The organism is Micromonospora sp. CA-240977 (genome assembly GCF_050942285.1).
GTDB lineage: Bacteria > Actinomycetota > Actinomycetes > Mycobacteriales > Micromonosporaceae > Micromonospora.
On record NZ_CP192055.1, the window covers coordinates 6,500,164 to 6,513,238 of the forward strand.

The window sequence follows — 13,075 nt, forward strand, 5'->3', positions numbered from 1 at the left end:
CTCAGGGTTGGGAGCGACCATCCGGGGCGTTGCGGGCCAGCGGGACGACAAGCACCGCCTCGGTGCCGCCGGTGGCGCCGGCCCGCAGCTCGATGGTGCCGCGCAACTCGCCGGTGACCAGGGCCCGGACGATCTGGAGGCCGAGCCGGCTGGCCTGCTCCGCGTCAAAGCCCGGCGGCAGCCCGCGCCCGTTGTCGGTCACCGTGACGTGCAGCATCTTGCGGAACCGGTGCGCCGAGACCACCACCTCGGGTCGTACCGACGGATCACTCTCGGGGGCGACGGCCGGCACCATGCCCGCGGCGGTGGGCGCAGAGGTCTCCTCCGCCTCGTCGGCCGGCGGGAAGCCGTGCTCGACGGCGTTGAGCAGCAACTCGTTGAGGACCATCACCAGCGAGGTGGCGATCTCCGCCGGCAGCACACCGAAGCTGCCCCGCCGGCGCATGCCGACGCTCACCTCGGTCGCCGCGACCTCGGTCGCCGCGCTGGCCACCCGGTCCACGATGCCGTCGAACTCGACCGCCTCGTCGCTGGACATGGAGAGCGTCTCGTGCACCAGGGCGATCGAGGCGACCCGGCGGACCGACTCCTCAAGCGCGACGCGCGCCTCCGGCATGGCCACCCGGCGGGCCTGCAACCGCAGTAGCGCGGCGACGGTCTGGAGGTTGTTCTTCACCCGGTGGTGGATCTCCCGGATCGTCGCGTCCTTGGTGATCAGCGCTCGATCCCGGCGGCGGACCTCGGTGATGTCCCGGACCAGCACGAGCGCGCCGATCGGCACCCCGGCGGGCATCAGCGGCAGCGCTCGGGTGAGCATCGTGGCGCCGCGGGCGTCGATCTCCCGGCGCGGTGGCGCCTCGCCGCGCAGGGCGGCCAGGATGCCGTTCGCCGCCTCGGTGCCGTCCAGCGGATCGCCGGCCAGCCGGCGGTGCAGCGCGGCCAGGTCCTCACCCACCAGGTGGGAGGCGTAACCCAACCGGCGGTACGCGGACTGCGCGTTCGGGCTGGCGTAGGTGACCTTGCCGCCGGCGTCGAGCCGGACCAGGCCGTCGCCGACCCGGGGCGCGGAGGTGGTCTCGCCCGGGTGCCGCGGCGGCGGGAAGGTGCCGTCCGCGATCATCTGGGCCAGGTCGTCGGCCGTGGTCAGGTAGTTGAGCTCCAGCTGACTCGGGGTACGCGCGGTGGAGAGGTTGGTGTCCCGCCCCACCACGGCGATCACCTCGCCGGCCTCCCCCTCGGCGGTGCGCAGCCGGACCGGGATCGCCTCGTGCCGGGCCGGCACGTCGCCGTACCAGACCGGGTCGCCCTCCCGCCAGATCCGGCCCTGGGAGTACGCCACCCCGAGGTGGGCCACCTCCGGCCCGCCGACGATCCGTCCCACCTGGTCGTCCTGGTAGGCGGTGGGTGCGGTGGTCGGGCGGACCTGGGCGACGCAGAGGAACGTGCCCTCGGCGTCGACCGGCACCCAGAGCAGCAGGTCAGCGAAGGAGAGATCGGAGAGCAGTTGCCAGTCGCCGGCGATGCGGTGCAGGTGGTCGATGTCGGCCGGACGGAGATGGGTGTGCTCCTCGGCGAGGTCGCGCAGCGTGGACACGGTGACCAGGGTGCCACGCCGGCCCTCACATCGTCGCGGTGACCTTCTTCAGCCCGCGTGGCGCGTCCGGGTCCTCACCTCGGGTGAGCGCCAGGGCCAGCGCCAACCGCTGCAACGGCAGGATGTCCAGCAGCGGGGCGTAGCGCTCGTCGACCTCGGGGACGGCCAGCCGGGTGGCGCCCGGCACGTCGGCGGAGCCGACCACCACGACGTCGGCGCGGCGTTCGCCGAGGCGGGGCAGCACCTCGCCCATCGAGCGCCCCCCTGGCCCGGAGCCGACCACGGCGAGCACCGGGACCTCCGGGTCGGTCATCGCGAGCGGGCCGTGCAGCAGGTCGGCGCCGGAGAAGGCGAGCGCCGGCAGGTACGAGGTCTCCATCAGCTTCAGCGCCGCCTCCCGGGCGGTCGGGTAGGCGTACCCCCGGCCGGTGGTGACCAACTGGCGGGCGAACCGGTAGCGCGGCGCGAGCCGGGCCGGGGTGTCGTCGGCCAGGGTGCGGGCCGCCAACTCGGGCAGCGCGTCGAGCGCCTCCCGTTCGGCCGCGGGGAGCACGCCGTCACCGGCCCGGATCCCCTCCACGAGCATCAGCAGGGCGAGCAACTCGGCGGTGTACGTCTTGGTGGCGGCCACGGCCCGCTCGTGCCCGGCGGCGATGTCGACGCTCAGCTCGGCCACGTCGACCAGCGGCGACTCCGGCGCGTTCGTCACAGCGAGGGTCAGCGCGCCGGATGCGCGCGCGGCGCGCAGCACCTCGGCGAGGTCGGGTGAGCCGCCGCTCTGACTGACCCCGACGACAAGCGCGTCGGACAGGTCGGGGCGGGCTCCGAACAGGGTGACGACGCTGGGCGAGGCGAGCCCGGCGGGCAGGCCGAGCCGGATCTCGGTCAGGTACGCGCCGTAGAGGGCCGCGTGGTCGGAGGTGCCCCGGGCGGTGAAGACCACGTGCCGTGGGCGACGTTCGGCGATGACCGCCGCCACCCGGGCGATCTCGGCGGCGTTGGCGGCCGAGAGCAGGCGCGCGTAGCCAGCCGGCTGCTCGTCGATGTCGGCGGCCATGCCGGCCCCTGCACGTGTCACGGAAACCCCTCCCCCTGCGCGATTGCCGCGCGATTCTTGCTCAGTCTTGCACTTTTAACCGTATCTCAGCAATCGAACGAGCAGGAGTGCGCAGATGATCACCAGTTGATCTCAATATCAACTAAGCTTGGCGTGATGCACCCGGCCTAGCCCAGCGATGAGAGGACGACGTGCCCGAGGGAACGGACGACCCCGCGCTCTCCGCGACGGAGGAGCTGGCGCTGGCCCGGCTGGCACTCGACGAGGGCGACCTGCACCACGCCGCCGGCCACCTCGCCGGCGCGCTGGCGCAGGCCCCCACCCTCCCGGAGGTGCACGAGACGCTGGCCCGGCTCGCCACGGCCAGCGGCGGTGGCCTCGGCCTCTTCCCGATCAACCACCACACCTTCGTGGGCGCGGTCGTCGCCCGCGCGCACCTGCTCGCCACCGCCGGCCGCCCCGCCGAGGGGCTGGAGCTGCTGGCCGCGGCGACCGCGTACGCGCCCGGCACCCAGTGGGCGGGCGTGCCCTGGGTCACCGCGCCCGAGCTGGCCGAACGGCTCGACCCGGAGCACATCGCCCGGATCCTCATGCAGGTCTGCGCCGCGCTGCCGGATCCGGTGCCGCGGGTCGACCGGGCCGCCCTCACGCCGTACCTCACGCTGGCCCGCAACGCGGCCACCGTGCACCCCGAGCACGGCCTGCTGCTGGGCGCGGCGTCCGCGCTGGCCCGGCGTCTCGGTGAGGCCGCGCTGGCGGTGCGCTGGGCCACCCGAGGGGTACGCGCGCAACCCTCGAAGATGGGCGAGGTCTGGCTCGGGTACGCGTACCGCAGCGCGGGCCGGACCCGCGACGGCCTCGCGGCCCTCGGTCGAGCCGTCAAGCTGGACCCCGACGACCTGGCGATCTACGCGGACATCGCCGGCACCCTGGCCGAGATCGGCCGGCTGGACGAGGCGCTGGAGTGGACCGAGCGGGCGCTGGCGCGCGACCCGTCCTTCGACTGCGCGGTGCACACCGCCCACCGGCTGCGGCACCTGCGCGACGGCGACCTGGCCCACCTGGTCGCGCTCGCCGACTTCGTCCGCGACCACCCCGACGACAGCCACGAGCACGGCGACCTGGCCCAGTGCTGCCGCGGCCGACCCTGGCTCGGCCAGCTGACCCCGGCCGGCGGTCCCCTGGTCGACGCGATGCGCCAGGCGGTGGCCGACGACGACAACGGTTCCGGCAACGCCGTACGCCTGTCCGCCGCAGCCCCGCCGAGCGCCGTCCGGACGGCGACGTCCACCGCCCCCGGGCTGCGGATCGACGTCGTCGGCTCGTCGGAGCCGGACCCGCGCGAGCCCCGGCGGGCGTCCGCCCAGCGGTTGTGGCACTACGCGGACAACGTCCCCACGCCCGCGCTGCCGGCGCCCTCGGCGACGGCTGTCGAACGGATCGGCCAGCTCGCCCACCCGGCGTGGCCGCACCCACCGGCGGCGTACGACGCGGCGGTGGGCCTCGCCGGCCTCGAGGTGGCGGACCTGCTCGGCCTGCTGGTGCACCCGCCGGCGGCGCCGGCCAACGCGGTGGGTCGGCTGCTGGCCGCCCACGATCCGTCGATCTGGGTCCGTGGCGTGCAGGTGTGGGCCTGTCTGGGGCTGCTGCACCACCGCACCGACGAGCCGTGGGAGGGCTCGACCCGACGTCGCGTGCTGCTCGATCTGGTCTGGGACGTCGAGGACTGGGTCACCGAGGCGGCGCTGTTCGCCCTGGTCACGGCCGCCTGGGTGGATCCCTCGGTACGGTCGGACGTGGCGCGGGTGGTGGCGGAGCGGCTCGCCGACGCGGCCGCCGTCGCGCGGGCCCGACCGGTTCCGATCGCCATCTCGCTGGCCCACCTGGCGCTCGCCGCCCCGGAGCTGGACAAGGCCACCGCGGCACTGGCCACCGAACTGCTCGGCACGATCTCGCCCCCACTCCCCCGCCCCCGCAACCCGCTACGCCGCCTCTGGCAGCGCCTGCGCGGCGCCCGCGCCCACTAGGCGCGCGGCAGCGGAAAACGGCGCACGCCGCGCCGCCCCGGACGGGGCGACGCGGCGTGCGGTGCGGATCTCGGGTCAGGCGACCGGGGCGGCCTTGCCGAGGGCGATCTCGGCTTCCTCCTCCGGAGTGGCCTGCGGCGGCGCCTCGTTGGCGGTCCGCAGCGGGATCTCCTTGATGAACCAGGCAAGCACCGGGATCGCGATGGTGAACAGCACCGCCCAGAGGAACACGTGCGAGATCGCGTCGGAGAGACCACCGAGCACCAACTCCCGCGCCTGGGCAGGCAGGTCCTTGAGCTTCTCCAGGTCCATCCCGGCACCGCCGGACTCGCCGCCGAACGCTCGCCCGCCCTCGGAGCTGGCCAGCCGGTTGGCGAAGATCGCGCCGAACAGCGAGATGCCGAACGAGCCGCCGATCGACCGGAAGAACGTCGCCGCGCCGCTGGCCGCGCCGAGGTCCTTCTGCTCCACGCTGTTCTGGGCGACAAGCATCGAGGTCTGCATCAGGAAGCCCATGCCGACGCCGAGCACGACCATGTACAGCGAGGACATCAGCTTGCTGGTGTCGGTGTCGAGCATGGACAGCAGGCCCATGCCGGCGGTCATCACGACGCCACCGATGATCGGGTACGCCCGGTACCTGCCGTTCTTGGTGATCGCCCGGCCGATGACCAGCGAGACGACAAGCATGCCGAACATCAGCGGCAGCAGCAGCAGACCGCTGTTAGTCGCCGACGCCCCCTGCACGGTCTGCTGGTAGAGCGGCAGGAAGTTCATCGCGCCGAACATCGCGAAGCCGAGCAGGAAGCCGATCACCGAGATCAGCGCGAAGTTGCGGTTCGCGAAGAGCGCCAACGGCAGGATGGGCTCCTGGACACGGCGCTCCACCAGGCCGAACGCCACCAACGCGAGCACACCCAGCACGGCCAGGCCGAGGATCTGCGGCGACGTCCAGTCGTACTCGTTGCCACCCCAGGTGGTGATGAGCACGATCGCGGTGATGCCGATGGAGAGCAGCCCGGCCCCGAACCAGTCGATCCGGTGCTCGGTGCGGTACTTCGGCAGGTGCATTGTGGTGATCAACACGAGCAGCGCGATTCCGCCGAGCGGCAGGTTCACGTAGAACGCCCACCGCCAGGAGAGATTGTCGGTGATGAAGCCACCGGCCAGCGGGCCGGCGACCATGGCGATGGCCATGATGCCGGCGATCATGCCCTGGTAGCGCCCACGCTCGCGGGGCGGGACCAGGTCACCGATGATCGCCATCACGCCGACCATGAGGCCACCGGCGCCGAGACCCTGCACGGCCCGGAAGGCGATGAGCTGGACCATGCCGTCCTGCGGGCCGCCGAGCATCCCGGAGCCGGCCATGCCACAGAGGGCGGAGCCGACGAGGAAGATGATGACCGAGGTCAGGAAGACCGACTTGCGGCCGTAGAGGTCACCGAGCTTGCCCCAGATCGGGGTGGAGACGGTGGTGCCCAGGACGTACGCGGTGACCACCCAGGTGAAGTGGTTGAGGCCGCCGAACTCACCGACGATCCGCGGCAGGGCGGTGCTGACGATCATGTTGTCGAGCATCGCGAGCATCATCGCGATCATCAGCCCGAACAGCACGACCCTGATGTTGTTGGGTCGCACTCCGGCCTGGGTTGCCTGAGTCATGGGTAAGCTCCCCCCGAGGATTGCCTTACTTACTTGCCGCCCGGCTAGTCACCTTACTAGCCGCACGGTAAGTTGGGTAGGAAGCCACGGTCAAGCCAATTGGAGGGCCCGAGTGAGGGAGAGCACAGGCGGGACGCGGGAGCGGATCAAGGCCGTCGCGCTCGAGCTCTTCACCGAGCAGGGCTACGAGAAGACCTCGCTGCGGGAGATCGCCGAGCGCCTCAACGTCACGAAGGCCGCGCTCTACTACCACTTCAAGAGCAAGGACGACATCGTCGCCAGCTTCGTGGAGGACCGGCTGGAGCGGATGGACGCGCTGACCGCCTGGGCCGGGACGCAGCCCGCCACCCTGGCCACCCGCCGCGAGCTGATCTCCCGGTACGCGGACACGATGTTCGACGGCACCCAGCCGTCGGTGATGCGCTTCTTCGAGCAGAACCAGACAGCGCTCAAGAGCCTCTCCGCCGGCCAGCAGATGCGCGGTCGGATGTTGGCGTTGGCCGACGCGCTCTGCCGCGGCGACGACTCCCCGGCCGCCCAACTGCGCGCCGCGCTGTCCCTGTTCGCCGTGCACACCAGCTGGTTCGCGGTCCGCGCGCCGCACATCAGCGACGACGAACGCCGCAAGCTCGCCCTGGAGGTGGCCGACGAGTTGCTGGCCGCCATCGCCAGCGAGGCCGACGACACCGCGGCCTTCGACCGGGGCGGCGCCACTACCGACCTGGGCTGACCGGTGCGCGGCGGTCAGTCGCCTGTCAGCTCCAGCCGCAGGCCGAGCAGCTCCACGCCCGCCATCGGCGACCAGTCCTTCTCCGGCGCGCGGACGAAGCCGAGCCGCGAGTAGATCCGGTACGCCGTGTCGGCCAGCCCGGCCCGGAAGCAGATCACCAGCGCCGTGCAGCCCAGCCCGGCCGCACGCTCGACGCACGCCCGCACCAGCGCCGCGCCGACACCTCGCCCCTGGGCGCCCGGGTCGACCGCGAGCATCCGGAACTCCGCCTCGCCCGGCCCGGACAGCTCGGCGAACGGGGTGCCGGGCAGCACGAAGGTCACCGAGCCGAGCACCGCCCCGGTCACCTCGTCGACAGCGACAAGGACCGCGCCGGTGGCAGCCCGGGTCGGCACATCGGCCAACACCTCGCCGTACCCGTTCTCGCCCTTGAGCTGGCCGTCGGCCTCGTACGCAGCCACTGTCAGCCGGGCCACCGCCGGGAAGTCGGCCGGTTCGGCCGGACGGACCCGCACCCCGGTCAAGCAATCACCGCGATGAGGTCGCCGTCCTGCACGACGTCGCCCTCGTGGACCGCGAGCTGCTCGATCACGCCGTCGGACTCGGCGACGACCGGGATCTCCATCTTCATCGACTCGAGGATCACCAGGGTGTCGCCCTCGGCCACGGTGTCACCTGCCGTCGCGACGACCTTCCAGACGTTCGCCACCATCTCGGCGCGGATCTCCTCGGCCATGTCCGGGCCCTCCCTCTTCGCGATGTGCGTGCCGACGTATCCAATCATGCGACGTCCGCCCGTGGACGCGCAGCGGCACGGCCGGGATGGCGCACCCGCCCCGGGGAAAGGCGGCGGGTGTCGACCGCACTACCATCAGCGGGTCGGACCCGATGCCGGGCCGCCGGTGGGCGCACCGACGCCGAGGTCGTGGGCAACACGGATCCGCCCCAATCACGAGGAGGTCAGCATGGCGAAGAAGTCCCGGAAGAAGAAGGCTCGCAAGAAGAGCGCCGCGAACCACGGCAAGCGTCCCAACTCCTGAACGGGTCGACGGGCCGGCGGCCCGTCACCGATCAGCTCGACCCGGCCGACGCCGGGTACACCGGTGGCCCGGGTCGACAACGACCCGGGCCACCGGTCTTGACACTGTGCCGCGCCGACGCTCAGTCGGCCAGCTCGCGGGAATCACTTGTCTCGAAGACCACCAGCTCGGTGAGCTTGACCCGCAGTCGCTCGCGCAGCTCGTCCGGGGCGGTCTCGTTGCCGCAGCACCGCGCCACCAACGCCCGCACCTCCTGCTCGAGCCCGTACTCACGCAGGCAGGGCCCGCACTCGTCCAGGTGGTGCCGGATCAGCGAGCGCCGCTCGTCGGCGCACTCCAGATCCAGGTAGAGGTAGACCTCCGCGAGGACTTCGCGGCAATCCGTCTCGTGCGGCTCCCCACAGCTCACGTCACACCTCCCGGCCGGCGGCAGCGGTCGAGCCCTTGGACGAGCGGGCCGCACTGAAGCCCCGCTCCCCGGCGTAGCGCTCAAGCAACTTGCGCAGATTACGGCGGCCCCGGTGCAGACGCGACATCACGGTGCCGATCGGCGTGCCCATGATGTCCGCGACCTCCTTGTAGGAGAAGCCCTCGACATCGGTGAGGTAGACGGCGAGACGGAACTCCTCCGGCAACTGCTGGAGGGCCTCCTTGACGTCGCTGTCCGGCAGCCGGTCCAGTGCCTCCGTCTCGGCGGAGCGCAACCCACTGGAGGTGTGCGACTCGGCCTCGGCAAGCTGCCAGTCGGTGATCTCCTCGGTGGGCGCCTGGATCGGCTGGCGCTGCCGCTTGCGGTAGGAGTTGATGTAGGTGTTGGTCAGGATCCGGTAGAGCCAGGCCTTCAGGTTCGTGCCCTGCTCAAACTGGTGGAAGGCCGCGTACGCCTTCAGGTACGTCTCCTGGACCAGGTCCTCGGCATCCGCCGGGTTGCGTGTCATCCGCAGCCCAGCAGCGTAGAGCTGATCGACGAATGGCATCGCGTCCCGCTCGAATCGGGCCCTGCGCTCGTCCGTCTTCTCGGTGGTCAACCGCACATCCCCTCGCGTCGGATGCTTTCCCGCCGAGGATACGCGCACGGACCTGCCCGCAGATTCACTTCCGGCCGGTGTGCCAGTGGTCACCGCACCCGCCCCGCCCGGTCCCACCATCGCGGGCCACTCCGGAGCATCCAGCAGCCGCTTCAGCTGCCGGGCATCCCGTTCGTCCCGTTCCAGGCTTCGTGTCTCGGTCGGCACCGGTCACCCCCCTCGCAGAAAAGTCGTCCGGGGTTAGTAACGCGAGATGACCACTGGGGCATTCCGGGGTGGCCTCCCCGTTCCTGGTCCCGGCCCCGACGGCGGCCGGCGCTGGGACCAGGAAGGGCCTGGGAGGACCTGGTGTCGCCGGTCCACATCGGGCCGGCGGCACCATCGGATGCAACGACCCGCGCCCGGCACCGGAAACGGTCGCCCGGGCGCGCCGGGGGTCGACCGGATCAGTCGGATGCCCAACCCTGGGCGCGCAGCCAGTCCCGGACGACGGCAGCTGTGCCGGCCGGATCCCGCCTCATGTCGTGGGTCTCCCCAGGGCGGGTCACCACCTGCACGGTCGGCCCCGGCTCCGGTGTCCCGAACGGGTCCCGGTCGCCGTTGACGACAAGCGTCGGCAGGCCGGTGTCCAGTTCGGCGGCCCGCGAGCGCTCCGGCCGGCCGGGTGGGTGCAGCGGAAAGGCCAACGCGACCACACCGGCCGCGCCCACCGCCCCGGCCGTGCGGCAGGCCACCCGAGCGCCGCTGGAACGGCCACCGACAAGCACCGCTGGCACGTCGGCGTGCCGGTCACGCAGCACGGCGAGCACCGCCGTCCAGGCCTCGTCGAGCTGACCTGCCGGTGCCGGCGCACGTCGACCGGCGACCCGGTAGGGCTGGGTCATCCGGACCACCACCAGGCCGGCCGCGACCGCCGCGTCCCGGACCGCGAGCAGGTCGGGGGCATCGACGCTGCCGCCCGCGCCGTGCCCGAGCACGAACAGGGCGGTGGCCGGACCGGGCGGCAGGTCGGTGTCGATCCGCGCCGGACCACGCGGTGTGTCGATCTCGTCGCTGGGCAGCACGGGCCCATTCTGCGCCGCCGGACCGGCGGCGGGTGCGGGCCGGTCCGGCGATCAGCTCAACGGGACAAGGGTGAGCAACCGGTCCCGCACCGGCGGGCCGGGGCCGTCGACGGCGTCCGGGTCCGGATCGACCTCGCCACGCCAGGCGACGAGCATCGCCCGCCGCTCGCGGGGTGTGGTGCCACCCCAGACGCCGTGGCAGTCACCGACGTCGAGGGCCCAGGCCAGGCAGGACCCCTGTACGTCGCAACTGCGGCACAGCGCGACGGCGGCGTCCGCCGGTTCGTTCGGTGCCGGAAAGAATGTCTCCGGATCGACGCTCTGACAGGTGCCTCTGGTGCGCCACGCGTCGTCCTGTCGCCGTTCCCGCACGGCCCGCAGCAGTCGCGGATCTCGCCGCGCCGCAGCCACCTCGTGCGGGCGAGGCATACGCGCCCGTGTCATCCACCCACCTCCCCCGTGGGACCGGCAAGATCGGTGGACGTCGTCCGCCCCGTGCGAATCGACAGCCACTACCGGCGCTGTGTTCTATCGCACTTCACAACACCGAGACAAGGGTCTGCCGTGAACATGACTAAACGGCCAGGAGACGAATCGCGCGCAACCCTGGCAAATCAGCGCTTGACGATGCGCTCGGTCGGTCTCAGAACAGGGTCAGCTCCTGCGGCGTCGCCGCGGGCTCCACCGACACCCGGGCGGTCAATCCCGGCCCGTCGTTGCGGACGTCGCCCACCGCCGCCCCGACCGGCCGGATCTCCAACCCGGCGAGCCGCTCCGTCGACGCCGGAACGAGCAGCCGCTCCGGCTCGTCGGTCGGCGCCAGCCACGACGACCAACGCTCGGGCGGCAGCAGCACCGGCATCCGGTCGTGCACCTCGGCCAGGTCGCCGAGCGCCGCGGTGGTCAACACGCTGAAGGTGAGCCGGGTCTCGGCCTCGGACTGCCACACCGACCAGATGCCGGCCAGGGCGAGCACCGAACCGTCGCTGGGCGTCATGTAGTAGGCCTGCCGCCCGCCGTCGGGCCGACGGACCCACTCGTACCAGCCGTCGGCCGGGACCAGGCAGCGGCGACGGGAGAACGACCCGGCGTACGCCCGGCTGGTGGCCACCGTCTCCGCCCGCGCGTTGATCATGCGGGCCGCCCCGGCGGGAGACCGGGACCAGTGCGGCAGCAGACCCCAGCGGCCGACAGAGAGGTTGCGGTGCCCCTCGGGGCTCACCCGCACCAGCGGCACCGGGTCGGTCGGCGCGACGTTGTGATCCGGTCGGAGCAGGCCGTCGGTGTCGTCGGACGACTCGAACAGCGCGCTCAGCTCACCGGAACTCCGGGTCGTCGCGTACCTGCCGCACATGGACCACACGCTAACGCGTCCCGGCCCCGCCGGCTGTCCCGCCAACCGGGAGTACGACCACCGCTTCCCGCCGCCGGCCGGCCAACACGGCAGAATGTAACCGTGGGGAATCTGACCGCGACCCGGCCGCCACAGCCGTGGAGCGCACCGACCGCGTCCAACCCGGTGGCGGCGACGCTGCGCCTGCCCGGGTCCAAATCGATGACCGCGCGCGCCCTGGTGCTCAGCGCCCTGGCCGCCGGTCCGTCGACGCTGGCCGAGCCGCTGCGGGCCCGCGACACCGAGTTGATGGCCGCCGGCCTGCGGGCGATGGGCGCGTACGTGTCGATCAGCGACGACGAGCGCTGGCTGGTCCGGCCGCACCCGCTTGTCGGCCCCGCCCACGTCGACGTGGGCCTGGCCGGCACCGTGATGCGGTTCGTGCCGCCGGTGGCCGGGCTGACCGACGGGCCGGTCACCTTCGACGGCGACCCCTACGTTCGCACCCGGCCGCTCGGCCCGCTGGTCGGCGCGCTGCGCTCGCTCGGCGTCCGGATCGACGTCACCGGCACCGGCAGCCTGCCGCTCACCGTGTTCGGCTCCGGCCGGGTCACCGGCGGCGAGGTGGTGCTCGACGCGTCCGTGTCCAGCCAGTTCGTCTCCGCGTTGTTGCTGGCCGCCCCGCGCTTCGACCGGGGCGTCGTGGTGCGGCACGTCGGCCCTCCGGTGCCCTCCGCGCCGCACCTGCGGATGACGGTGCGGATGCTGCGGGCCGCCGGCGCGGCCGTCGACGACAGCACCCCCGACGTGTGGACCGTCGAGCCCGGCCCGCTCACCGGGCGCGGCTGGGAGATCGAACCGGACCTCTCCGGCGCTGTGCCGTTCTTCGCCGCCGCCCTGGTCACCGGCGGTGAGGTGACCCTGACCGGCTGGCCGCACAGCAGCGCCCAGCCGGTCGAGCAACTCCGCTCGCTGCTCCAGCGGATGGGCGGCGAGGTCAGCCTCTCCACCGCCGGGCTGACGGTGCGGGGCACCGGCGTGGTGCACGGCCTGACCGCCGACCTCTCCGACGTCAGCGAGCTGACCCCGGCGCTGACCGCGCTGGCCATGCTCGCCGACTCGCCGTCGGTGTTCACCGGCGTCGGGCACATCCGGGGCCACGAGACCGACCGGCTGACCGCGCTCGCCAGCGAGTTCACCGCGCTCGGGGCGGACATCACCGAGGCGCCGGACGGGCTGGAGATCCGGCCCCGCCCGCTGCGCGGCGGGATCTTCCGCACCTACCACGACCACCGCATGGCGCACGCCGCCGCGGTGGCCGGGCTCGCCGTTCCCGGCATCGAGCTGGACGACGTGGGGTGTACCTCCAAGACCATGCCCGAGTTCCCGGCACTATGGTCAGCGATGGTGACCGGCAAGAGCTGACGCGAGAAGAGGACAGGTCCTGGCGACCAAGCGGCGGGAGTACGACGAGGACGACGTACGGGTCCGACCCGGGAAGTCGTCGCGCCCGCGTACGCGCACCCGCCCCCAGCAC

Annotated in this window: 14 protein-coding genes; 4 read left to right on the forward strand and 10 right to left on the reverse strand. The window is 72.6% G+C overall.

Features of this window, described 5'->3' with window-relative positions; translation table 11 throughout:
- Position 1: 1 nt before the first annotated feature.
- Together ACQPWW_RS29450 and ACQPWW_RS29455 are read right to left on the reverse strand one after the other, a co-directional pair.
- On the reverse strand, positions 2-1,594 hold the full coding sequence (locus ACQPWW_RS29450; RefSeq protein ID WP_433127013.1) for a histidine kinase N-terminal domain-containing protein: 1,593 nt from the start codon (positions 1,592-1,594) through the stop codon (positions 2-4).
- Between the two features lie 25 nt (positions 1,595-1,619).
- Positions 1,620-2,651, reverse strand: coding sequence for an SIS domain-containing protein (locus ACQPWW_RS29455; RefSeq protein WP_357806537.1), 1,032 nt, complete (start codon positions 2,649-2,651; stop codon positions 1,620-1,622).
- Positions 2,652-2,842: 191 nt separating this feature from the next.
- On the opposite strand from ACQPWW_RS29455, the gene ACQPWW_RS29460 reads away from it, so the two are divergent.
- Positions 2,843-4,678, forward strand: a complete 1,836-nt coding sequence (locus ACQPWW_RS29460; protein WP_433127015.1) for a tetratricopeptide repeat protein — start codon at positions 2,843-2,845, stop codon at positions 4,676-4,678.
- A 75-nt stretch (positions 4,679-4,753) separates the two neighbouring features.
- On the opposite strand, the gene ACQPWW_RS29465 is transcribed toward ACQPWW_RS29460, so the two are convergent.
- On the reverse strand, positions 4,754-6,343 hold the full coding sequence (locus ACQPWW_RS29465) for an MDR family MFS transporter (RefSeq protein WP_433127016.1): 1,590 nt from the start codon (positions 6,341-6,343) through the stop codon (positions 4,754-4,756).
- A gap of 112 nt (positions 6,344-6,455) precedes the next feature.
- Between ACQPWW_RS29465 and ACQPWW_RS29470 the strand changes: the two genes are divergently transcribed.
- Positions 6,456-7,073 carry a TetR/AcrR family transcriptional regulator gene (locus ACQPWW_RS29470; protein WP_433127018.1) on the forward strand — a complete coding sequence of 206 codons (618 nt, stop codon included), beginning with the start codon at positions 6,456-6,458 and terminating at the stop codon, positions 7,071-7,073.
- 14 nt (positions 7,074-7,087) lie between these two features.
- Here the strand turns inward: ACQPWW_RS29470 and ACQPWW_RS29475 are convergent, their stop codons facing one another.
- Together ACQPWW_RS29475 and ACQPWW_RS29480 are read right to left on the reverse strand one after the other, a co-directional pair.
- Positions 7,088-7,597, reverse strand: a complete 510-nt coding sequence (locus tag ACQPWW_RS29475; RefSeq protein ID WP_433127020.1) for a GNAT family N-acetyltransferase — start codon at positions 7,595-7,597, stop codon at positions 7,088-7,090.
- Positions 7,594-7,809 (reverse strand): biotin/lipoyl-binding carrier protein, encoded by a 216-nt coding sequence (locus ACQPWW_RS29480; protein WP_355031251.1) that lies wholly within the window; start codon positions 7,807-7,809, stop codon positions 7,594-7,596. The genes ACQPWW_RS29475 and ACQPWW_RS29480 overlap by 4 nt, the downstream gene beginning before the upstream one ends.
- Positions 7,810-8,038: 229 nt before the next feature.
- Here ACQPWW_RS29480 and ACQPWW_RS29485 point away from each other — a divergent pair, with 229 nt between their 5' ends.
- Positions 8,039-8,113 (forward strand): 50S ribosomal protein bL37, encoded by a 75-nt coding sequence (locus ACQPWW_RS29485; RefSeq protein ID WP_369814844.1) that lies wholly within the window; start codon positions 8,039-8,041, stop codon positions 8,111-8,113.
- A gap of 121 nt (positions 8,114-8,234) precedes the next feature.
- Here the strand turns inward: ACQPWW_RS29485 and rsrA are convergent, their stop codons facing one another.
- The 5 genes from rsrA to ACQPWW_RS29510 all read right to left on the reverse strand — a co-directional run bounded on the left by rsrA (position 8,235) and on the right by ACQPWW_RS29510 (position 11,559).
- On the reverse strand, positions 8,235-8,522 hold the full coding sequence (gene rsrA / locus ACQPWW_RS29490) for a mycothiol system anti-sigma-R factor (RefSeq protein WP_030336658.1): 288 nt from the start codon (positions 8,520-8,522) through the stop codon (positions 8,235-8,237).
- A gap of 1 nt (position 8,523) precedes the next feature.
- Positions 8,524-9,348 carry a sigma-70 family RNA polymerase sigma factor gene (locus ACQPWW_RS29495; protein WP_433127022.1) on the reverse strand — a complete coding sequence of 275 codons (825 nt, stop codon included), beginning with the start codon at positions 9,346-9,348 and terminating at the stop codon, positions 8,524-8,526.
- A 239-nt stretch (positions 9,349-9,587) separates the two neighbouring features.
- A complete protein-coding gene (locus ACQPWW_RS29500; protein WP_433127023.1) occupies positions 9,588-10,205 on the reverse strand; it encodes an alpha/beta hydrolase family protein in 618 nt (205 codons plus the stop codon).
- Positions 10,206-10,256: 51 nt separating this feature from the next.
- Positions 10,257-10,649, reverse strand: coding sequence for a WhiB family transcriptional regulator (locus tag ACQPWW_RS29505; protein WP_433127026.1), 393 nt, complete (start codon positions 10,647-10,649; stop codon positions 10,257-10,259).
- 199 nt (positions 10,650-10,848) lie between these two features.
- On the reverse strand, positions 10,849-11,559 hold the full coding sequence (locus ACQPWW_RS29510; protein ID WP_433127027.1) for an SOS response-associated peptidase: 711 nt from the start codon (positions 11,557-11,559) through the stop codon (positions 10,849-10,851).
- Between the two features lie 102 nt (positions 11,560-11,661).
- Between ACQPWW_RS29510 and aroA the strand changes: the two genes are divergently transcribed.
- On the forward strand, positions 11,662-12,963 hold the full coding sequence (gene aroA / locus ACQPWW_RS29515; RefSeq protein WP_433127029.1) for a 3-phosphoshikimate 1-carboxyvinyltransferase: 1,302 nt from the start codon (positions 11,662-11,664) through the stop codon (positions 12,961-12,963).
- Positions 12,964-13,075: the final 112 nt, after the last annotated feature.